The organism is Methylobacterium sp. Leaf91 (assembly GCF_001422815.1).
In the GTDB taxonomy this organism is placed as follows: domain Bacteria; phylum Pseudomonadota; class Alphaproteobacteria; order Rhizobiales; family Beijerinckiaceae; genus Methylobacterium.
Genome location: NZ_LMMP01000045.1, coordinates 249,055 through 268,601, shown reverse-complemented (window position 1 = coordinate 268,601; position 19,547 = coordinate 249,055). Strand labels below are relative to the sequence as shown.

Genomic DNA, 19,547 nt, shown 5'->3' with positions numbered 1-19,547 from the left:
GACTTTCGGGGCCGCCGCTCAGGACGCCTCACGGGCGCGACGGTTCTCGTAGGCCTTGAGATGCGTGTAGACCCGGTCGAGCATCGGGTGCGCGCCCTCTCGCCCGCGGGAGATGAGATCGCCGATGATGTGATCGGCCTCGATCCGCGCCTGGTTTTCGATGTCACGCAGCATCGAGGCGGTGAAGGCCGACCCCTGCGCGGTCAGCGTCGCCTGCGTGTTCCGCATCACCTTGTCCCGTGGCGCATATCCGGCATCCTCGGCGATCCCACGGCATTCCTCCATCAGCGCCTCGATGAAGGCGAGACCGCCCGGCGCGGCGACGATGTCGCCGACCGTCGACCGCATCAGGCAGGTCGCCCCGGCGAGGGTCGCCAGGAACGTCCACTTCTCCCACATTTCGAGAACCATCGCCTCGCTCAGACGGGCCTGGAACGCGACGCCCTGCATCAAGGCTTCGATCCGCTCCACCCGCTCGGAACGGCCGCCGGCCCGCTCGCCATAGGTGAGGCTATGGAGCGGGCTCATCATGCGGATCTCGCCATCCGCCGTCACCGTCGCCGCGATGGCGCAGGAGCCGCCGAGAACCCGCTCCGGCCCGAAAGCGGCGTCGAGGATGTCGAGATGGCGCAAGCCGTTGAGGACGGGCAGCACAAGCGTCGTGGGACCGACGGCCGGTGCCACGTCGGCGATGGCGGCGTCGAGGTCGTAGGCCTTGCAGCTGAGGAGGACGAGATCGAAGCCACCGCCCTTCCCCGCCGCGAGATCGGCGGCCGTGAGCGTCGCCGGTTCGGCGATGTGGACGTCGCCCACCGGGCTTTTCACTCGGAGCCCCGACGCGGCCAGAGCCTCGGCCCGGGCCGGCCGCACGAGGAAGGTGACGTCCTTGCCCGCCTCCACGAGACGCGCCCCGAAATATCCACCGGTGGCACCGGCGCCGACGACGAGCACGCGCATGGGACGATCCTCAACCTCGATAAGTCTCCCTCTTTACCGGACGAGGGCGGCGACTTTCCAGGCGTGAACGGAAATTCCGAACCTCAGACCCCGATCGGAGCGAGGAAGACGCGCACCGCGAAGACGATCCACATCACCAAAAGCACCAGCGCCCCGAGCGTATAGGCCTGGAAGCGGTAGGGGACGTGGTTCGAGGTGACGTAGACCCCCGCATGAACGGCGCGGGACGCGACGAAGATCCAGGCCAGGACCACGAAGAGAAGATCGGCCTTCTTCGTGTAGAGGGCCAGCGGCACCAGGGCGAAGAACAGCACCGGCAGTTCGAACTGGTTCGAGAACGCATTGGCTGCCTGCTGCGCGCGGGGCGGCCAGTTGCGCTGGCCCATCGAGACCTCGCCGGACTTTACCGACCCGGCCCTGACTTCCGCCAGGCGCACGCGGCCGAGCCAAAACATCAGCACGAAGATCAGCAGAACCTGCGCGAAGACGGGGGCGAGGATGGCCTGGACGGTCATGATGAAGCCTGTTGGTCCGCATCACCGGCCGAGGGCGGCAAGCGGACCGTCGCAGCGGAGGACGATGGCGGGCGGTTTAAACGGGTGGACCATCGGGGGATGAGGCGCGTGACACTCGGCCATTCGTCTGACCCGATCAGCATGCCATCGAGGCCGAATGCCAGTCCGATCCGCGCCGGCACCGGCCAAAGCCGGGCGACGGGACGGATCAGACTGCGTATCGCGGTCAGGCGCGGCTGGGGTAGTTCGGGCTTTCGCGGGTGATGGTCACGTCATGGACGTGGCTCTCGCGCAGGCCCGCATTGGTGATGCGGACGAACTGCGCCTTGTCCTGGAACTCGGGGATGGTCGGCGCGCCGACATAGCCCATGGCGGCACGCAGGCCACCGGCGAGCTGATGCAGCACCGCCGCCACCGGTCCCTTGTAGGGCACCTGTCCCTCAATTCCCTCGGGGACGAGCTTGTGAGTGTCGCTGACCTCGGCCTGGAAGTAGCGATCGGCCGAGCCGCGCGCCATGGCGCCCACCGAACCCATGCCCCGGTAGCTCTTGTAGGAGCGGCCCTGGTGCAGGAACACCTCACCCGGCGCCTCGTCGGTTCCGGCGAGCAGCGAGCCCAGCATCGCCACCGACGCGCCGGCCGCGATCGCCTTGGCGAGATCGCCCGAAAACTTGATGCCGCCATCGGCGATGACCGGCACGTCTGCGCGGTCGGCCGCCTCTACCGCTTCCATCAGAGCGGTGAGTTGGGGCACGCCGACGCCGGCCACGATGCGGGTGGTGCAGATCGAACCCGGGCCGATACCGACCTTGATCGCATCCGCGCCGGCATCGATGAGCGCCTGGGCGCCGTCGCGGGTGGCGACGTTGCCGGCCACGATCTGCACGGTGTTGGAGAGCTGCTTCACCCGGCGCACGGCGTCGAGCACCTTGATGGAGTGCCCGTGGGCGGTGTCGACCACGATCACGTCGCAGCCGGCATCGATGAGACGCTCGGCCCGCTCGAAACCGTTATCGCCGGTGGTGGTGGCGGCGGCGACCCGGAGGCGACCCTGCTCGTCCTTCACCGCGCCCGGATAGGCCACCTGCTTCTCGATATCCTTCACCGTGATCAGGCCGATGCAGCGGTAATGGTCGTCGACCACGAGAAGCTTCTCGATGCGGAACTGGTGAAGCAGGCGCTTGGCCTCCTCCTGGTTCACGCCCTCGCGCACGGTGATGAGCCGGTCGCGGGTCATCAGCTCGGCGACGGTCTCGGAGGGGTTCGTCGCGAAGCGCACGTCGCGGTTGGTGAGGATGCCGACGAGCTTGCCGCGCGAGCCGTTGGGGCCGCGCTCCACCACCGGAATGCCGGAGATGCGGTTCTGCTTCATCAGCGAGAACGCGTCCGCCAGGGTCTCGTCGGGATGGATGGTGATCGGGTTGAGCACCATGCCCGATTCGTACTTCTTGACGAGGCGGACCTGCTCGGCCTGCTCGGCCGGCTCGAGATTGCGGTGGATCACGCCCATGCCGCCGTTCTGGGCCATGGCGATGGCCATGGGCGCCTCGGTGACGGTGTCCATGGCCGAGGCCAGGATCGGCATGTTGAGGTGGATCGAGCGGGTCAGCCGCGACGCGATGCTGACCTCGGTGGGCATCACCGAGGATGCGGCGGGGCGGAGAAGCACGTCGTCGAAGGTCAGGCCCTCGATGATGGAATCCGCGGTGATACGAGCCATGTGCCAACTCCCGAAACGGTGAGAGGCGCCGGACTGGAAACAGCTGTCGGCGCCGAATGCGTTGGCACGGCGCAGTATCATGGGGCCGGACCCTGCGCAAAGGCAGGATCGCAGCATCGCAATGGAAAACTCAGTTGATCGGGTCGCGGGGGCCCTTGTCGGTCCATTCCGGCGGCAGGCCGATATAGTCGCCGACCATACCGTCGATGCCGGGCGCGCGGCCGAACTGCTCGCAATCCGGATCGAGCGGAGCCTCGCCGAGGGTGGTGATGCGGATGCGATTCCAGCTCGGGATAGACAGCGGCTCCTTGAACGGGTCGCGTCCGGTCACGAGGAGCGTGCCGAAATCCTGGCCGAATTCACCCGCCAGATCGTAGGCGTCCCCGGCCGCCGAGAAGCGGGCCTGGTTGGTGAAGGCGTTGGCGCCGCCACCCCAGATCATCGCCGCCCGCTGCTGGTGACGGCTGTCGAGGGCTTCGGCCTCGATGGTGATGCTGCCGAGGCCGATGGGAATACGCGGGATCGGCACGCGGCCGACAGCAGTGGCGAAGCCGACGCCGAGCTGGGACGCGACGGTGATTCCCGCCGAGGTGGCGATGGTCGCGCCGGCGGCCGGGACGTTGGTGAGTTCGACACGGGTGACGGCGGACCGGATCGTGAGGTCGGCCTTCTTGGTGGAGACCACGTCGTAGCGCAGCGACAACTCGTAGCAGAGCGCACGGTCGGCTGCGTTGGCGATCAGGCGGCGCTCGACGCTGTTGAGACCGGGGCCGGAGATCGATTCCGGAAACGCCGCCGGGATGATGCGGACCGTCCGCGTCGCCGCGAGGGTTGCCTGATCTGCATAGAGTTTCGCCCCGGTCGCCACTTCGGTGCTTCCATTGAGGCGGTCGTAGCGGGTGAGCGACCCGCTTTCATTGAGAATGACGGTGCCGCAACCGGCGACCATGAGCAGCAGGCCCAGAGCCCCACCGATGAGGGGCGAGCGTCGACAGGTTTCGAACCGCGAGGGCATTCAATATCTTTCGCGCAAAATGGCGGCGGTGGCTCGCTCGACCGACGTGATACGAGACAGCCGAATTGTTGCTGAGCTTAAGGCCGTATCGACGCCCCCGAAAGCCGGCCATGCCGGCCTGACGACTTGAAGCCCGCACCTGTGGCTCGTGGGTCACGGTCGTCCACCACGTGCGACACCGCACGCCTCATCCACAGCCACCATCATTTGTGTGCATGTTCGTTCGAGAGCCGAGTTGCGCCCCCCTCGACGCCGTGACGGAACCGGGCGGCTTTAGCCGCGCTACCTACGCGATCCCCATGCGCCCATCCCAAATCGTCCCCCTCGTCGTCGCAACGGCCCTGTTCATGGAGAACACCGATTCCACGGTGATCGCCACGGCCCTGCCGGCCATCGCCCGCAGCCTCAACGAGGATCCGATCGCCCTCAAGCTCGCGCTCACGGCGTATCTCGTCAGCCTCGCGATCTTCATCCCGATCAGCGGCTGGATGGCCGACCGCTACGGTGCGCGCACGATCTTCCGCGCCGCCCTCGTGGTGTTCATGGCGGGGTCGCTGGCCTGCGCCGCGTCCGATTCGCTCGGCGCCTTCGTCGCCGCGCGCGCGTTCCAGGGCATTGGCGGGGCGATGATGGTGCCGGTCGGCCGTCTCGTCATCCTTCGGGCGGTGCCGAAGAGCGAACTCGTCAGCGCCCTCGCCTACCTGACGATTCCGGCCCTGATCGGCCCGATCATGGGGCCGCCGCTGGGTGGGCTGATCACCACCTATCTCGACTGGCGCTGGATTTTCTTCATCAACATCCCGATCGGCTTGGCCGGAATCGTCCTGTCCACGATCTATTTCGAGAACATCCGCGAGCCGTCCCGGCCACCCCTCGACGTCCTCGGCTTCCTGCTCTCGGGAGCCGGCCTCGCCACCTTGATGCTCGGCCTCGCCTCCCTCGGGCGCCATCTCCTGCCGGATTACGTATCCTGGGGCTGCCTCGGCGGCGGCGCGATCCTGCTCGCGCTCTACCTCGCCCATTCCCGCCGGGTCGAGCATCCCGTGATCCGCCTCGATCTGCTGAAATACCCGACCTTCCGGGCGGCGGTGACCGGTGGCAGCCTGTTCCGCATTGGCACCGGGGCGATCCCGTTCCTGCTGCCGCTGATGCTGCAGATCGGCTTCGGCCTCGATCCGCTGCAATCGGGCCTTCTCACCTTCGCCGCGGCGGCCGGCGGGCTCCTCATCAAGATCATCGGGCCGCGCATCCTGCGCGCCTACGGGTTCCGCCGGGTGATGCTGTTCAACGCCGTCGTGGCCTCTTGCTTCCTCGCGGTGAACGGCCTGTTCACGGCGCAGACGCCGCATTGGCTCATCATCGGCATCCTGCTGGTCGGCGGCTGCGTCAGGTCGCTGCAATTCACCTGCGTCAACGCCATCGCGTATGCCGATCTCGACAAGCGGGAGATGAGTTCGGCGACGAGCCTGGCGAGCGTGGCGCAGCAATTGTCGCTCAGCCTCGGCGTCTCCATCGGAGCCCTGGCACTGGAGACGGCTGCCGCGCAGCATGGCCGCACAACCATCGAGGCCGGCGATTTCTCGCCCGCCTTCCTCACCGTCGCGCTGATCTCATGCGCTTCCCTCTTCGCCTTCCTGCGGCTGAAGCCGGATGCGGGCGCGGAGGTGTCGGGTCAGCGCCTCGCGTCGAAGGGCGTTTAAGCCGCCGCGCGGCTCGACGGCCGGGCGGGGCTGCGCTTCGGTCCCTTCGCGGATTTCGCATTGGCGTTGGCGGATTGCGGCCGGGCAGGCGCGCGCACGGGGGCCTCGCGGCTGGATTGGCGCCACCCCTGCCAGCTCCAAGCCCCCGGACCGGTGAGGGCGTAGATGAGGAAGCCGCCGGCGAGGCCGAGATCGGCGAGGAACAGGGTGCGCTCGGTCAACGCCGCCGCGCCGGAATAGGCCCAGAACCCGTGCAGCAGCACCGCCATCGCGACGGCGAACCCCGCCAGGGCGAAACCGGTGATACGCGGCAGGACGCCGAGGATCAGCGCCAACGGCCCGAAGACCTGGACCACCACGGCCGCCGTGGCGACGGCGTTGGGAGACGGCATTCCGGCCCCGGCCAGCGCCAGCGCGAAGCCCGAGACGTTGAGCGCACGCGCGATGCCGGTGGGCAGCAGCGCCGCCGCCAGCAACAGGCGCGACGCAAGGAGGATTCCGTCCTGGCTCCGACCGAACACGCGCGAACTCCGTCCCTGACCCATCGAGATCGGGAGAATGCGCGAGACCGGCTGAAGACAGCGTTAAGGGGTGTCAACCGGGCTCATTCACCTGGGGAAACAGGCGAATCGGACATGGCTATGGAGAGGGGAACAAGATCGGCCCGTAATCCTGGGCGCCATGCAGGATGTGGACGATGTCGATCGTCGCGGCACCGACACGATAGAAGATGAGATAGTTTCCGTACGTCCGGACCCGGATGCCCCTGCGCTCGTATCGCCGCACAAGAGGGAAACCGAGAGGCGCATCGGCCAGACGTTCGCAACAGGCGATCAACGCCTGGACGAAAGCGGCGGCGCGAGCCGGATTGTCGCTGGAAATGTAATCGCCGATCCGTTCCAGATCCGCTTCGGCGGTTTCGGCGAAGACGACGATCATGCCTCGGCGACGGTCGACCGGTTGCCGTACCGTGTCGCCAGACGCGCGGCGACTTCGCTTGCCGGGTTGAGCCGGCCTTCATCGGCATCGGCAAGTCCGCGCTCGATGGCAGCGTCGAGCGCCGCCAGTCGATTCTCCCGCTCCTCCAAGAGGCGCACGCCCTCGCGCAACACGTCGCTACGGGATTGGAAGCGCCCGTTCTCCACGAGTGTTGAAACGTAGCTCTCGATCCTGGGGCCGAGGTCGGCACTTGTCGGCATCGCCGCCGCTCCCTGTCTACCGGAGGTCATGGTCTAGGACCGGTCATCGCCCGATCATCGCTATCAGGTATCCCCTATGTGGCGAAGGACATTTCGCCGACGCGCCGCTCCCCCCGACGAAACCGGCTGAAGACGGCGTTAAAGCTTGGAGCCGGCGCTCACTCGCCCGGGGAGCGACGCTCCGCCTTCGCCAGCGAGCGCTCATGCAGCAGAACTGCGAGCCAGCCGACGCCGACGGCGAGTAACGGCGTGAAGACGAAGGCGATCGCGTAGGAGGTGCTCATTGATCGAGCCCTTTCAGGACACGGCGTGCAGCCAGATGTAGGCCTCCGGCGCCGAGAATCTAAACGAGGACGCCGCCGATCATCTCGAACGGCCCAGACAGGGCTCGAAAATTTCCTACATTGTACAGGAAGCCCGCGACCGGCGTGGCGATCCCGACCGTGAAGCACGCCGTCGAGGCCCGGTCCAACGCGTTGGCGAGCAGCTTCGTCTGCTCGATCAGAGATGGCTTCATCGGATCGCCCGCTTTTCCATCAACGATAAGCGTGGCAGACTCGAAGTTCAACTTATGGTCGCCGTCGAACCGGTGCGTTCCTCACCCCGACACCCCACCCCGGAACAACCGCCCGCGCTCGGTCCAGGCGACGACGAGAAGCGCCGAGCCACCGAGTCCGGCATAGCCGATGCCGAGGGGAAGCACGGTGCCGTCGAAGGCCTGGCCGATGACGAAGCCGCAGAAAGCGCCGAGGATCGTCGTGTAGAAACCGAGGAAGGACGAGGCCGTGCCGGCGATCTCGCCGAGGGGCTGCAGGGCCAGCGCGTTGAAGTTCGGCATGGCGAAGCTGATCATGAACTGGTTGCAGGCGAGCACCGTCAGGAACAGCCACAGCGGCGGATGCCCGGCATAGGCGAGCCCGATTGCGACCTGGGCCAGCGCCACCGCCACGAACAGGGTGAGGCCCACATGCGAGAGCGGCCGCATCCCGAGCCGCCGCACCAGGCGGGCATTGACGAGGGTCGCCGCCCCCATGGCCCCGGCCACGAGGGCGAAGGCGAGCGGAAACAGCGCGCCGAGCTGGTAGAGCCCGGTATCGAAGACCTGCTGGGCCGAGCCGACATAGCCCATGATACAGCCGGTCAGCAGCCCGAGGGCGGTGGCGTAGCCGACCGCCACGCGGGTGCGGAAGGTCAGGGAGACCGCCTGACCGATGGAGCGCAACGAGAGCGGACGCCGGTATTCCGGGTGCAGCGTCTCCGGCATGCGCCAGGAGAACCAGAGGGTGAGGATGCCGGCCAGGGCCAGCATGGACACGAAGACATAGTGCCAGGAGCCGAGCAGCAGCATCGCCCCGCCGATGGCGGGCGCGATCATCGGCACGATGAGAAACACCATCATGATCAGCGACATGACGCTGGCCATTTCGCGCCCCGAATAACGGTCGCGAACGATGGCGGTGGAGAGGACGCGCCCACCCGCCGCCCCGATCCCCTGGATGACGCGGGCGGCCAGCAGCCATTCGAAGGACGGCGCGACCATGGCGAGGCCCGTACCCGCCCCGTAGACCGCAAGGCTACCGAGCAGCACCCGCCGGCGCCCCAGCGCATCCGAGACCGGCCCGTAGACGATCTGGGCCACGCCGAACCCGATCATGTAGACATAGACGAGAAGCTGCAGCGCATTCGGATCGGCGACCGAGAACCGCGCCTGGATCGCCGGAAAGGCCGGCAGCAGGTTGTCGATGGAGATGGCGGTCACCGCCATCATCAGGGCGACGATGCCGACGAATTCGCCGAAGCCCGGACCGTTCCAGACCGGTCCGACGGGCGGAAGAGCCCGTACCGATCCCGGCTGATCGCCCGGCGGAACCGGCCTCGAGGGTACAGTCACTCGTCTTGAGCCTCTTTGCGATCGCCGGCTCCCGGGCCGGCGATATCATGGTGGAAAGTGCGCGGCCGGACCTTCGGTTGCGCGCCCCTTCGCTGGGATGCGCGTTCGAGACGAGGCTCCGTACCGGCGGCGACGATGGTCACCCGATCGCATCCCGGTTGCCCGGCATCGTCGCCCGCCATGCCGAGTGGCGTTACTGGCTGCCGCCCGCCACCTGACCGAGCTTGTCGATGTTCTGGGTGACGAGGGCGATGTTGCCGTCGGACGGCTTCTTCGGCTCACCGGCGGCGATCGCCTCGTTGATGTCCTTCAGCGCGGCGGCCTTGTCCTTCGGCTTCATCTTCTTGTCGGCCTCGACGGCGGTAAGCTGCTTCTTCAGCAGTGGCACGACGCCGACATAGGTCTTCGTCTCGGGGTCGATGCCTTCCAGCACCGCCTCGACGCTGTCGGCCGCGTCCTGCAGGTCGTCGACGCTGGCAAAGCCGTTCTTCTTCGCGATCGCCACGGCCTGGGCCTGAACCTTCGGATCAGGCTTGTCCGCGTTGCCGCCAGGGAGTTTCGCCAGTTCGGGCTGCGCGGCCACGAGGCCGTCGATCAGCGCCTGGGTCAGGGCGACCTCCTTCTGCTCCTCAGCCTCGGGGGCCTGAGCGGGAGCGGCGGGGGCTGGGGCGGCTTTGGCGGGTGCCGGCGCCTTCTGCGGCGCCTGGGCGAAGCTGACCTGCGAGACCAGGGCGGAGGTACCGAAGGCGAGGGACGCTGCCAGCAGGGCGCGAGTGGTGCGGCTCATGGATGTCTCTTCCTGTTGCATGGTTGGGGAAGGGCCGTCATCGGCGGAGCGGGTCCGACCGTGACGGATGGCTTCGTCCGTTGGCACGAAGGCGGGCCATGTTGCCGAGCTTCGGGGCGAAACAGTGATCTCGGCGCCGAGGCCGATCACGGTTTCGCGGGAATGACGGCGATGTCGACCGAAGGTGGCGCTCCCGCGCAACCACGCCACATTCCCGCGCAACCTTGGCAGGATTGCAGCCGACGGATCACCGCGCCCTATGCTCTCACGCTTTCTCGTCGGCGCTTGCGCCCTGTTGCTGCTGCTCGGCGCGGCGACCGCGCAGGAGCGTGCTCCCGGCGCGGCCATCGGCGGCGAAACGGAGGCGTTCTCACGCAAGGCCGCCGCTTTGATGGAATCCCATGCGGATGGCGGCGTCTTCTCGGGTGCCGTCATCGTGGCGCGGGACGGCATCCCTCTGTTCCGCCACGCCTACGGCATGGCCGACCGCGAATGGGCGATTCCCAACACGCCGGACACGGTGTTCCGCATCGGCTCCATCACGAAGCAGTTCACCGCGGCGGCGATCCTGAAACTCGCCGAGGCCGGTTCCCTCTCCCTCGACGATCCCGCCATCCGCTACCTGCCGGAACTGCCGCCGGCCTGGGCTGCGATGACGATCCGGATGCTGCTCAACCACAGTTCCGGCCTGCCCAACGTCACCGCCCTGCCGGGCTACGCGACGCAACTCGGGCGGATCGAGCGCTCGCCGATGGAGACGGTGGCCCTCCTCTACCGCGAGGACCTGCTGTTCCCGCCGGGGAGCGGCCACGAATACAGCAATACCGGCTACATCCTCCTCGCCGGCTTGATCGAGCAGATCACCGGCCAGAGTTTTGCGCGCTATCTCGACGACGCAATCCTGGCGCCGGCCGGATTGGCCTCGACCCGGGACGCCGATCCCGGCGCCATCCTCCCCCGGCGTGCCGCCGGCTACCGCCGCGTCTCGGGCGAATGGCGCCACGCCCTGCCGCTGGCCGCCAGCGCCCCGTCGGGTGCCGGCATGCTGGCCTCGACCCTCGACGACCTCGTCGCCTGGGACAGGGCGCTGTTCTCCGGCCCCGTCCTGTCGGAGGCGTCGCGCCGGGCCATGGTGACGGATTACGGCCACGGCTACGGCCTCGGTTTGTATATCGGCACCGCCTACGGGCAGCGCCTGTGGTCGCATGGCGGGTTCATCAGCGGGTTCAGCGCGATCAAGGATTCCTATCCCGATCTCGGCCTCACCATCGTGGTGCTCGGCAATTCCGAGATCGTGCCGGCCCAGGCCCTCTCGCGACAACTCGCGGCCCTCTATCTGGGCGAGCCGGCGCAGACCGAAATCAGCGTCGGACCGACCGTTCTCGACCGCTATGTCGGCTTCTACCGGACGGGCCCGCGCTCGGTCCTAGGCGTCACCCGCGACGGCGACCGTCTCACGGCACAGGCGGTCGGTCAGGGATCGGCCGAGTCCCGCATCACCCTCGTCGCCGAGAGCGACAGGGCCTTCGCGGCGGATAACGGCGCGATCCGCGTGGCTTTCGACATCGAACCTGACGGACGCGCCACGGGCGTGATGATCCACCGCGACGGCATCGAACGGGCCGGCCCCAGGATCGATCGGGCCATCGCCCGGCGGATCACCGCACGCCGCTTCACCCGGCTGCCGTCGGGACGGTAAATGTCTTCCCTGACCCCAAACTCGGGTTGATACCGTCCGGTTTGTGGGGACTTTCACGCCGGTTCCGACACCCTGACCGTCATTCCGGGTCGCCGAAGGCGAGCCCGGAATCCAGAACCGCTACGGATGCCAGCATCGTCGCTGGGTCGGTCGCCCGATCGAGCCGTCGTAGAGACTCGTGGCGGATCTGGATGCCGGGCTCCGCTACGCGGCCCCGGGATGACGGGACGTCCCGCTCATTGTCATGCCGAACCCTATCGACCCGAGTTCGAAGGTCTCCGCGCCCGCCCACGGCATCGCCAGACCGCCGCAGAGGGGCTAGACTGCCTCAGCGCGTAGCTCCCCGCCACAGAAGCGGGACCACGCGCCGACCCGCTCGATGCCGTCGATCCGAGCCGGTTAGGCCAAAAGTCTATCTTGATTTGGCAATCCGCCCGGCTTCTGCTGGCGCACACAAGAACAACACGGAGGAAACGCACATGAACAAGCCAGAATTCCTGTCGTCAGGTACCAAGGCGCCGTTCTCGGCCCGTTACGAGAACTTCATCGGCGGCCAGTGGGTCGCCCCCGTCGCCGGCCGGTATTTCGAGAACACCTCACCGGTCACCGGCCGCGTCATCTGCGAGGTCGCCCGTTCGGACGCGCAGGACGTGGAGAAGGCCCTCGATGCGGCCCATGCCGCCAAGGAGGCCTGGGGCCGCACCTCGCCGGGCGAGCGCGCCCTCATCCTCAACCGCATCGCCGACCGGATGGAGGAGAATCTCGACCTGATCGCCCTCGCCGAGACCTGGGACAACGGCAAGCCGATCCGCGAGACGACCAACGCCGACATCCCGCTGGCCATCGACCATTTCCGCTACTTCGCCGGCTGCGTCCGTGCCCAGGAAGGCTCGATCTCCGAGATCGACCACGACACCGTCGCTTACCATTTCCACGAGCCGCTCGGCGTCGTCGGCCAGATCATCCCGTGGAATTTCCCCATCCTGATGGCGGTGTGGAAGCTGGCGCCCGCGCTCGCCGCCGGCAATTGCGTGGTGCTCAAGCCCGCCGAGCAGACCCCGGCCTCGATCCTCGTGGTCGCCGAGCTCATCGCCGACCTGCTGCCGCCGGGCACCCTCAACATCGTCAACGGCTTCGGCCTGGAATGCGGCAAGCCGCTCGCCTCCTCGCCCCGCATCGCCAAGATCGCCTTCACCGGCGAGACGACGACGGGCCGCCTGATCATGCAATACGCCTCGCAGAACCTCATCCCGGTGACGCTGGAACTCGGCGGCAAGTCGCCGAACATCTTCTTCGCCGATGTGGCCAACGAGGATGACGACTTCTTCGACAAGGCCCTCGAAGGCTTCACCATGTTCGCCCTCAACCAGGGCGAGGTCTGCACCTGCCCAAGCCGCGCGCTGGTGCACGAATCGATCTACGACCGCTTCATGGAACGGGCGATCAAGCGCGTCGAGGCCATCGTCCAGGGCTCGCCCCTCGACCCGACCACGATGATCGGCGCCCAGGCTTCGGGCGAGCAGCTCGAGAAGATCCTGAGCTACATCGACATCGGCAAGCAGGAAGGCGCCAAGGTCCTCACCGGCGGCGAGCGCAACACCCTCGAAGGCGACCTGGCGGAAGGCTTCTACGTGAAGCCCACCGTGTTCCAGGGCCACAACAAGATGCGCATCTTCCAGGAGGAAATCTTCGGCCCCGTCCTCTCGGTGACGACCTTCAAGGACGATGCCGACGCGCTCTCCATCGCCAACGATACGCTCTACGGCCTCGGCGCCGGCGTCTGGACCCGCGACGGAACCCGCGCCTACCGCTTCGGCCGCGCCATCCAGGCCGGCCGCGTCTGGACCAATTGCTACCACGCCTATCCGGCCCATGCGGCCTTCGGCGGCTACAAGCAGTCCGGCATCGGCCGTGAGAACCACAAGATGATGCTCGACCATTACCAGCAGACCAAGAACATGCTGGTCAGCTACTCGGCCAAGAAGCTCGGCTTCTTCTAGGCCTCAAGGTACGAGACCACCTTGCCCCGGCCGGAAACGGCCGGGGCTTTTTCTTGGCCCCGACCTCTGCGTGGCCGCTATTCGCGCCAGCCGTAATCCCGCGCCTGCGTCGCCGCGCGGTGGAACACCAGCCGGCGGTCGTATTCCAGCGGGTCCTTCGGCTGGACCAGGGCGCCGGGGGGCACGTTGAGCCAGTCGACCAGGCGGGTCAGCATGAAGCGCAGGGCCGCGCCCCGACACAGGATCGGCAGCGCCACGACCTCGTCGTCCTGCAGACGACGCACGGATTGGTAGCCGGCGATCATCGCCTCGCCCTTCTCGGGGAAGAACGTGCCGTCCGCCTCGAAGCACCAGGCATTGAGGCAGATGGCGAGGTCGTAGGCGAAGGCGTCGGTACAGGCGAAATAGAAGTCGATCAGACCCGACAGGTCGTCGCCGATGAAGAACACGTTGTCGGTGAACAGGTCGGCATGGATCACGCCGGAGGGCAGGCCGCGCGGCCAGCCGGCCTGGAGCACCGCGAGATCGCCGCGCACGCGCTCGGTCAGTCCCTCGGACACGCTGTCGGCGGCGGGGCCGGCGGTCTCGAACAGCGGCTGCCATGCCTCGACGGAGAGGTTGTTGGCGCGGGTCATGCCGAAATCGCTGCCGGCGCGATGCAGCCCCGCGAGGGCGACGCCCAGCGCCCGACAATGGTCGGGGGTCGGCCGTTTGACCGACACGCCCTCCAGGAAGCTCACGATCACCGCCGGACGACCGCAGAGCGTGCCCAGCGCCACGCCGTCGCGCCGCGCGATCGGCTGCGGGCAGGCGAGGCCGCGCGCGGCGAGGTGCTGCATGAGGTTGAGGAAGAACGGCAGGTCGCCGGCATTCACCCTCTTCTCGTAGAGGGTGAGAATGTAGGAGCCCGCCGTGGTGTGCAGGAAGAAGTTGGTGTTCTCGACGCCCTCGGCGATGCCCTTGTAGGACAGGAGCGTGCCGATCTCGTATTCGGAGAGGAAGGCGGTCAGCGCCTCGTCGGAGACCTCGGTATAGACGGCCACGGGCTTCGCTGAGGTTCGAGGGCGGAAACGCGAAGGGGCGCCCGCAGGCGCCCCCGGATAGAGAGCCGATGCGGCCGTGTTACTCGGCGGCTTCGCTGCGCAATTCGCGCGGCAGCGGGAAGGACATGTCCTCCACCACCGTGGAAACCGTATCGACGGTGACGTCGTAGCGGGCGGCGAAGGCGTCGATGATCTCTTCCACCAGCACCTCGGGCGCCGAGGCGCCGGCGGTGAGGCCGAGCTTGCGGATGCCCTCGAAAGCCGGCCAGTCGATCTCCTCGGCGCGGAGCACGAGGCGGGTGATCGGGCAGCCGACGCGCTCGGCGACTTCGCGGAGACGCTGCGAGTTCGAGGAGTTCGAGGAGCCGACGACGATCACCGCATCCACCAGCGGGGCCACCTGCTTCACCGCTTCCTGGCGGTTGGTGGTGGCGTAGCAGATGTCGTCCTTGTGCGGCCCGGTGATGGTCGGGAACTTCTGCTTCAGGGCGGCGACGATGTGGCGGGTATCGTCCACCGACAGGGTCGTTTGCGTGACCCAGGCAAGGTTGTCGCGATTCTCCGGCTCCAGGGCGGCGATCTGCTCCAGATCCTCCACCAGGGTGATCGAGCCCTTGGGCAGCTGGCCCATGGTGCCGACGACTTCCGGATGGCCGGAATGGCCGACCAGCAGGACGTGGCGGCCGCGCTTGTGGTGGATCTCGGCCTCGCGGTGGACCTTGGTCACCAGCGGGCAGGTGGCGTCGATGGTGACGAGCCCGCGATTGTCGGCATTGGCCGGCACCGTCTTGGCGACGCCGTGGGCCGAGAAGATCACCGGGGCGTTGCCGTCCGGCACCTCGTCGAGCTCGCGCACGAACACCGCGCCCTTCCGCTTCAGACTCTCGACCACGTATTTGTTGTGGACGATCTCGTGGCGCACATAGACCGGAGGTCCATAGATCGCCAGCGCCCGCTCGACCACGTCGATGGCGCGAACCACGCCCGCGCAGAACCCCCGCGGTGCGCAGAGCAGGATCTCCAGCGGCGGCTTGGCCGAACCGTCGGGAAAGGTCTTCGAAAGAGGATCGCTCATGATAGCCGGGATGTGGCGAGGCGAGGCCGCCCCTGTCAACCTCCTATAGCGTAAAATGCGCGGCGGTGTCAGGGCGGAGGGGGCACACCGGGGCAGGATCGGATGCGTCCCTCCCTTGCGTCACTTACCTGCGCCCCAGCATCCGGTCGCTGATGATCCGCCGCTGGATCTCGCTGGTTCCCTCGAAGATCGTGGTGAGCCGCGCGTCGCGCCAGTAGCGTTCCACCCGGCGTTCGGTGGTGTAGCCGTTGCCGCCGTGGAGCTGCATCGCCTGGTTGGTGACGCGCACCGCCATCTCGGTGGCCAGCAGCTTCACCTTGGCGGATTCGCTCTCGGCCGCCTCGCCCTCGTCGAGAAGGTGGGCCACCTGTTGCCAGTAGGCGCGGGCCTGATCGACCTCCGCCGACATGTCGGCCAGCGCGAAGCGCAGGGCCTGGAACTCGCCGATCGGATGGCCGAACTGTTCGCGCTCCTGCAGGTAGAGCTGGCAATCCTCCACCGCCGCGCGGGCGACGCCGACGGCGCGGGCGGCGGTGTGGACGCGGGCAATGTTGAGGCCGCGCTGCACCGAGGCGAAACCGCCGGAATCCGCATCCGCGCCGCCATCGCCGTAGAGGCCGGTGAGGCGGTCGCCCTCCGGCACGCGCACGCCGTCGAGTTCGAGCTCGAAGGTGAGGAAGCCGTGATAGCCGATCTTGTCGATGACATGGCCCGTCATGCCCTCGGGGAAGGTGCCGGGCTTCTTGACCACGAGGAACGGTTCCAGCCCGGCCGAGCGCGGCTCGCCCGGCTCCGGCTCGCGGGTGCGGGCCAGGACTTCGATGAAATCAGCGGCGAGCGCGAAACCGGCCCAGCGCTTGGTCCCGGTGAGAACCCAATCGTCCCCGTCGCGCACCGCGCGGGTCTGGACGCCGGCGAGATCGGAACCGGCGGTGGGCTCGGACAAGGCGATGCCGCCGATCCACTCGCCGCGGGCCGATCTCTGCAGGAGAGCGCGGCGGCGCCCCTCGTCGAGGGTCTGGGTGCCGAGCCCTTGCCCTCGCGCCAGGATGCTGCCGACGGAGAGCCAGGCGCGGGCGAGCTCCTCCGAGACGAGGCAATATTCGAACACGCCGAGGCCGAGTCCGCCATGCTCGGCCGGAATGGTGATGCCGAACCAGCCCTTGGCCGCCATCCGGTCGATGAGCGAGCGCGGCATCTCGGCTTTCTGCCGGTCGAGTTCGTCGGCGAGCGGCAGCACCACGTCCCGGGCGAAGTCGCGCGCTTCCTGCTGAAGCCTGGCGCGCGCCTCCGTGCGCCAGGGGGAGAACAGCTCCGGCGGACGCGGCTGCTTCAGCTCCGACTTCGACATGGTTCCTCCCGAGACTTTGTGTTGGGCGTCGCCCTTATCCAGCAAAGCTTCGCTTCGGCTCAGGGGTTCCACCTGGCGCGGTGCACCAGAAAGTCGTCAGGCCGCCGCCATGCTCTCCTCCAGCACGCGAAACAGGCGCGGATCGGCGCAATGGGCGACGTTGAAGCGAAGGAAGTCACGCCCGCTTGCGCCGATGCTGAAGGCCGCGCCGGGGGCGAGGACCACGTCCCGCGCCAGGGCGTTGCGGGCGATGTCGGCCGAATCGAGCCCGTCCGGCAGGCGCGCCCAGAGGAAGAGGCCACCGCGCGGCTCGGTCCAGAGCGTGAGGCCGCAGCGCTCCAGCCGCCGTGCGGTCTCGCCCATGGCGCGGGCGAGTTTTTCGCGGATTTCCGCGAGGTGGCGGCGATAGGCCCCGTCGGTGATGAGACGGTGCATCAGCGCCGCGGAGAGATGACCGTTGCCGAGGCTGAGGGCGAGTTTCAGGTCGATCAGCCCCTCCACCCAGTCGGGGCGCAGGGCGATGTAGCCGCAGCGGATCGAGGCCGAGAGGGTCTTCGAGAAGCTGCCCACCGCGATCACCCGGTCGAGCCCGTCGAACCCCGCCAGACGCGGGGCCGGGTCGGCTTCGAGATCTCCGAAGATGTCGTCCTCGACGATGAGCATGTCATGCGCCTCGGCGAGCTTGAGGACGCGGTGAGCCACGGCGGGAGCCAGGGTGGCGCCGGTGGGGTTATGGAGCGCGGAATTGGTCAGGTAGAACCGGGGCCGGTGCTCGACGATCAGCCGTTCGAGCTCGGCGACGTCCGGCCCGGCGGGGGTGAAGGGCACACCCACGACCTTCGCGCGGTTCGCCCGCAGCAGCGCATGGTAGTTGAAGTAGCAGGGGTCATCGACCAGCACGGCGTCGCCCGGGTCGAGGAGGAACCGGCACAGCAGGTCCACGGCCTGGGTCGCCGAATCCGTCAGGACGATCTGGTCGGCCTCCGCCTCGATCCCCTTCTCGGCGAGACGCCGGGCGATCTGGCTCCGCAACGGCGGAAAGCCGAGGGGCTTGTCATAGCAGATCACGTTCGAATCGGCGTCGCGGGCAATGTGGCGCAGGGCGCGCCGGATCGCCTCCTCGGGCATCCATGACGAGGGCAGCCAGCCGGAACCGGGTTTCAGCAGGTCCGGCCCGGATTGCATCGATTGCCGGGTGATCCAGAGCGGATCCACGGCGCGGTCGAGCTGCGGCCCGATCTCCTTCAGGCAGAGCGGGCGGGTCTTGCCCGCCACATAGAAGCCCGAGCCCCGGCGCGCGACGATGGCCCCTTCGGCGCCGAGGCGCTCATAGGCCTCGACCACGGTGGATTTCGACACGCCCATGGATTCGGCGAAAGCCCGCACCGAGGGCAGCCGCGCGCCGGGCATGAGCTGGCGTCCGGCGATCCGCTCCATGATCGCGGACGACACCGTATCCACCAGGGTGAGCGTGGTCCGCGCCGATCCCGCCATCTGTACTGATCCTTCGCCCGGACAATTCAGCCAAAGCGTACTGGACTGTCCCTGTCTCCGCCAGCGGGACGGGGCCATCCCTGCCCTCCAACGAAACGCCGTCAGGCCCGCGCGGCAGGCCGGCGAAGGAAAGGCCCATCGATGACGACGATCCTGCAGCAGCGGAAGACCACGCGGACGGGCGATCTCGCTCGGCGCGTCTCGCTCGCCGCCGCCCGGCTGTTCACCGGACTGGCCGCCGAGTTGTCGCGCCAAGCGATCAACCGGCGTGTCCTGCGCAAGCTCAGTGTCATGACCGATCGGGAATTGAAGGATATCGGCCTGATCCGGCAGGACGTGATGGATGCAGGCGCTGTTGAGGCCGACGCCTCCCAGTTCCTGCTGGTCCGCCAGGACGAGAGAAGGGAAGCACGCCGCACCCAAAGCGTTAAGATCTGATCAAGATGGCAGAACGTGCATTATTGAGCATGACTTCGAATTCGGCATGCCGCCAAACTGGTCATTCGGTTGGTGATTGAGGTTTATCCGTGGTCCGGTTCTACCAGACCTGCAGGCACCGCAAGTCTATTTGGGCTAAGTGCTCGATCGCACGTCTTTCAGGGCGGAGGGGGCGCACATCACTCCCATCACCTTCGCCGCAAAGATTGTGCGTCGAGAATTTGGAACTCAGGATCATGAACAGCACCCTCAACTGGACCCCGGGCGACGCGGCAGCCGAACAGGTCGGCCGGGCCACTCGCTTCATCGGCAACCTCTTCTCCAAGGCCGCGTCCCTGGTCTCGCGCAACGACGCCGACAAGCGCGGCCTCGTGGAGCTCGGCTCCCTTTCCGAGCGCGAATTGAACGATATCGGCCTCACCCGCTGGGACGTCCTGGACGCCTACGACGCGCCCTCGCCTTCAGACGCCACCAAGGTGATCCTGGCCCATCGCGCCGTCCGCCAGGTCACGCGCCGCTTCGCCTGACACGTCACGCGCCGCTTCGGCTGAACCGCGTGCCGCTGCGCACCGGTAGTGGATGCGACACGGCCCATCCACCACATGCAGGCGTGGCGGGGGCGATGCCCCTGGTCTAAGAGGAGAGCACGGCGACGCGCTCGCG

The 19,547-nt window shown here is 67.6% G+C and carries 20 protein-coding genes; 5 read left to right on the top strand and 15 right to left on the bottom strand.

Features of this window, described 5'->3' with window-relative positions; genetic code table 11:
* Nucleotides 1–18 precede the first annotated feature (18 nt).
* The 4 genes from panE to ASF32_RS19735 form a co-directional block, all read right to left on the bottom strand.
* Nucleotides 19–957 carry a 2-dehydropantoate 2-reductase gene (panE, locus tag ASF32_RS19750; RefSeq protein ID WP_056432332.1) on the bottom strand — a complete coding sequence of 313 codons (939 nt, stop codon included), beginning with the start codon at nt 955–957 and terminating at the stop codon, nt 19–21.
* Nucleotides 958–1,040: 83 nt separating this feature from the next.
* Nucleotides 1,041–1,472, bottom strand: coding sequence for an MAPEG family protein (locus ASF32_RS19745; RefSeq protein WP_056432328.1), 432 nt, complete (start codon nt 1,470–1,472; stop codon nt 1,041–1,043).
* Nucleotides 1,473–1,698: 226 nt separating this feature from the next.
* Nucleotides 1,699–3,192: an IMP dehydrogenase gene (gene guaB, locus ASF32_RS19740; RefSeq protein ID WP_056432325.1), complete on the bottom strand. Its 1,494-nt coding sequence runs from the start codon at nt 3,190–3,192 to the stop codon at nt 1,699–1,701.
* 130 nt (nt 3,193–3,322) lie between these two features.
* The gene (locus tag ASF32_RS19735; protein WP_056432322.1) at nt 3,323–4,207 is read right to left on the bottom strand and encodes a DUF3313 domain-containing protein; all 885 of its coding nucleotides are present in this window, start codon (nt 4,205–4,207) and stop codon (nt 3,323–3,325) included.
* 299 nt (nt 4,208–4,506) lie between these two features.
* On the opposite strand from ASF32_RS19735, the gene ASF32_RS19730 reads away from it, so the two are divergent.
* Nucleotides 4,507–5,907, top strand: coding sequence for a DHA2 family efflux MFS transporter permease subunit (locus ASF32_RS19730; RefSeq protein ID WP_056432318.1), 1,401 nt, complete (start codon nt 4,507–4,509; stop codon nt 5,905–5,907).
* Here the strand turns inward: ASF32_RS19730 and ASF32_RS19725 are convergent.
* The 7 genes from ASF32_RS19725 to ASF32_RS19700 form a co-directional block, all read right to left on the bottom strand.
* Nucleotides 5,904–6,428 carry a DoxX family protein gene (locus ASF32_RS19725; protein ID WP_056432509.1) on the bottom strand — a complete coding sequence of 175 codons (525 nt, stop codon included), beginning with the start codon at nt 6,426–6,428 and terminating at the stop codon, nt 5,904–5,906. The genes ASF32_RS19730 and ASF32_RS19725 overlap by 4 nt on opposite strands.
* A gap of 118 nt (nt 6,429–6,546) precedes the next feature.
* Nucleotides 6,547–6,846, bottom strand: coding sequence for a type II toxin-antitoxin system RelE/ParE family toxin (locus ASF32_RS19720; protein WP_056432315.1), 300 nt, complete (start codon nt 6,844–6,846; stop codon nt 6,547–6,549).
* Entirely contained in the window at nt 6,843–7,106 is a 264-nt protein-coding gene (locus ASF32_RS19715; protein ID WP_056432312.1) for a type II toxin-antitoxin system ParD family antitoxin, read from the bottom strand. The genes ASF32_RS19720 and ASF32_RS19715 overlap by 4 nt, the downstream gene beginning before the upstream one ends.
* 158 nt (nt 7,107–7,264) lie before the next feature.
* A complete protein-coding gene (locus ASF32_RS26930; protein ID WP_280136575.1) occupies nt 7,265–7,390 on the bottom strand; it encodes a hypothetical protein in 126 nt (41 codons plus the stop codon).
* Nucleotides 7,391–7,449: 59 nt separating this feature from the next.
* A complete protein-coding gene (locus tag ASF32_RS26040; protein ID WP_200919195.1) occupies nt 7,450–7,623 on the bottom strand; it encodes a hypothetical protein in 174 nt (57 codons plus the stop codon).
* A gap of 81 nt (nt 7,624–7,704) precedes the next feature.
* The gene (locus tag ASF32_RS19710; RefSeq protein ID WP_244477903.1) at nt 7,705–8,874 is read right to left on the bottom strand and encodes a multidrug effflux MFS transporter; all 1,170 of its coding nucleotides are present in this window, start codon (nt 8,872–8,874) and stop codon (nt 7,705–7,707) included.
* Nucleotides 8,875–9,190: 316 nt separating this feature from the next.
* The gene (locus ASF32_RS19700; RefSeq protein WP_056432306.1) at nt 9,191–9,784 is read right to left on the bottom strand and encodes a hypothetical protein; all 594 of its coding nucleotides are present in this window, start codon (nt 9,782–9,784) and stop codon (nt 9,191–9,193) included.
* Between the two features lie 259 nt (nt 9,785–10,043).
* On the opposite strand from ASF32_RS19700, the gene ASF32_RS19695 reads away from it, so the two are divergent.
* A complete protein-coding gene (locus ASF32_RS19695) occupies nt 10,044–11,483 on the top strand; it encodes a serine hydrolase (protein WP_056432303.1) in 1,440 nt (479 codons plus the stop codon).
* 479 nt (nt 11,484–11,962) lie between these two features.
* Nucleotides 11,963–13,483, top strand: coding sequence for an aldehyde dehydrogenase (adh, locus tag ASF32_RS19690; protein ID WP_056432300.1), 1,521 nt, complete (start codon nt 11,963–11,965; stop codon nt 13,481–13,483).
* Between the two features lie 77 nt (nt 13,484–13,560).
* On the opposite strand, the gene thrB is transcribed toward adh, so the two are convergent.
* The 4 genes from thrB to ASF32_RS19670 form a co-directional block, all read right to left on the bottom strand.
* Nucleotides 13,561–14,526 carry a homoserine kinase gene (gene thrB / locus ASF32_RS19685; RefSeq protein ID WP_056432297.1) on the bottom strand — a complete coding sequence of 322 codons (966 nt, stop codon included), beginning with the start codon at nt 14,524–14,526 and terminating at the stop codon, nt 13,561–13,563.
* 79 nt (nt 14,527–14,605) lie between these two features.
* Nucleotides 14,606–15,601 (bottom strand): 4-hydroxy-3-methylbut-2-enyl diphosphate reductase, encoded by a 996-nt coding sequence (gene ispH / locus ASF32_RS19680; RefSeq protein WP_056432293.1) that lies wholly within the window; start codon nt 15,599–15,601, stop codon nt 14,606–14,608.
* A gap of 124 nt (nt 15,602–15,725) precedes the next feature.
* Nucleotides 15,726–16,952 carry an acyl-CoA dehydrogenase family protein gene (locus ASF32_RS19675; RefSeq protein ID WP_056432290.1) on the bottom strand — a complete coding sequence of 409 codons (1,227 nt, stop codon included), beginning with the start codon at nt 16,950–16,952 and terminating at the stop codon, nt 15,726–15,728.
* A 96-nt stretch (nt 16,953–17,048) separates the two neighbouring features.
* Nucleotides 17,049–18,446 carry a PLP-dependent aminotransferase family protein gene (locus ASF32_RS19670; RefSeq protein WP_056432287.1) on the bottom strand — a complete coding sequence of 466 codons (1,398 nt, stop codon included), beginning with the start codon at nt 18,444–18,446 and terminating at the stop codon, nt 17,049–17,051.
* Nucleotides 18,447–18,587: 141 nt separating this feature from the next.
* On the opposite strand from ASF32_RS19670, the gene ASF32_RS19665 reads away from it, so the two are divergent.
* The gene (locus ASF32_RS19665) at nt 18,588–18,884 is read left to right on the top strand and encodes a DUF1127 domain-containing protein (RefSeq protein ID WP_056432284.1); all 297 of its coding nucleotides are present in this window, start codon (nt 18,588–18,590) and stop codon (nt 18,882–18,884) included.
* A 236-nt stretch (nt 18,885–19,120) separates the two neighbouring features.
* Complete coding sequence (locus ASF32_RS19660) at nt 19,121–19,411, top strand: DUF1127 domain-containing protein (protein WP_056432281.1); 291 nt, start codon at nt 19,121–19,123, stop codon at nt 19,409–19,411.
* The last annotated feature ends 136 nt before the right edge of the window (nt 19,412–19,547 follow it).

Coding starts and splice junctions, on each gene's coding strand:
- ASF32_RS19710 (WP_244477903.1), bottom strand. CDS start 8,874: ATGATGGCGGTGACCGCCATCTCCATCGACAACCTGCTGCCGGCCTTT.
- ASF32_RS19675 (WP_056432290.1), bottom strand. CDS start 16,952: ATGTCGAAGTCGGAGCTGAAGCAGCCGCGTCCGCCGGAGCTGTTCTCC.
- ASF32_RS19735 (WP_056432322.1), bottom strand. CDS start 4,207: ATGCCCTCGCGGTTCGAAACCTGTCGACGCTCGCCCCTCATCGGTGGG.
- ASF32_RS19700 (WP_056432306.1), bottom strand. CDS start 9,784: ATGAGCCGCACCACTCGCGCCCTGCTGGCAGCGTCCCTCGCCTTCGGT.
- ASF32_RS19660 (WP_056432281.1), top strand. CDS start 19,121: ATGAACAGCACCCTCAACTGGACCCCGGGCGACGCGGCAGCCGAACAG.
- ASF32_RS19715 (WP_056432312.1), bottom strand. CDS start 7,106: ATGCCGACAAGTGCCGACCTCGGCCCCAGGATCGAGAGCTACGTTTCA.
- ASF32_RS19745 (WP_056432328.1), bottom strand. CDS start 1,472: ATGACCGTCCAGGCCATCCTCGCCCCCGTCTTCGCGCAGGTTCTGCTG.
- ASF32_RS19720 (WP_056432315.1), bottom strand. CDS start 6,846: ATGATCGTCGTCTTCGCCGAAACCGCCGAAGCGGATCTGGAACGGATC.
- ASF32_RS26930 (WP_280136575.1), bottom strand. CDS start 7,390: ATGAGCACCTCCTACGCGATCGCCTTCGTCTTCACGCCGTTACTCGCC.
- guaB (WP_056432325.1), bottom strand. CDS start 3,192: ATGGCTCGTATCACCGCGGATTCCATCATCGAGGGCCTGACCTTCGAC.
- panE (WP_056432332.1), bottom strand. CDS start 957: ATGCGCGTGCTCGTCGTCGGCGCCGGTGCCACCGGTGGATATTTCGGG.
- ASF32_RS19665 (WP_056432284.1), top strand. CDS start 18,588: ATGACGACGATCCTGCAGCAGCGGAAGACCACGCGGACGGGCGATCTC.
- ispH (WP_056432293.1), bottom strand. CDS start 15,601: ATGAGCGATCCTCTTTCGAAGACCTTTCCCGACGGTTCGGCCAAGCCG.
- adh (WP_056432300.1), top strand. CDS start 11,963: ATGAACAAGCCAGAATTCCTGTCGTCAGGTACCAAGGCGCCGTTCTCG.
- ASF32_RS19670 (WP_056432287.1), bottom strand. CDS start 18,446: ATGGCGGGATCGGCGCGGACCACGCTCACCCTGGTGGATACGGTGTCG.
- ASF32_RS26040 (WP_200919195.1), bottom strand. CDS start 7,623: ATGAAGCCATCTCTGATCGAGCAGACGAAGCTGCTCGCCAACGCGTTG.
- ASF32_RS19730 (WP_056432318.1), top strand. CDS start 4,507: ATGCGCCCATCCCAAATCGTCCCCCTCGTCGTCGCAACGGCCCTGTTC.
- ASF32_RS19695 (WP_056432303.1), top strand. CDS start 10,044: ATGCTCTCACGCTTTCTCGTCGGCGCTTGCGCCCTGTTGCTGCTGCTC.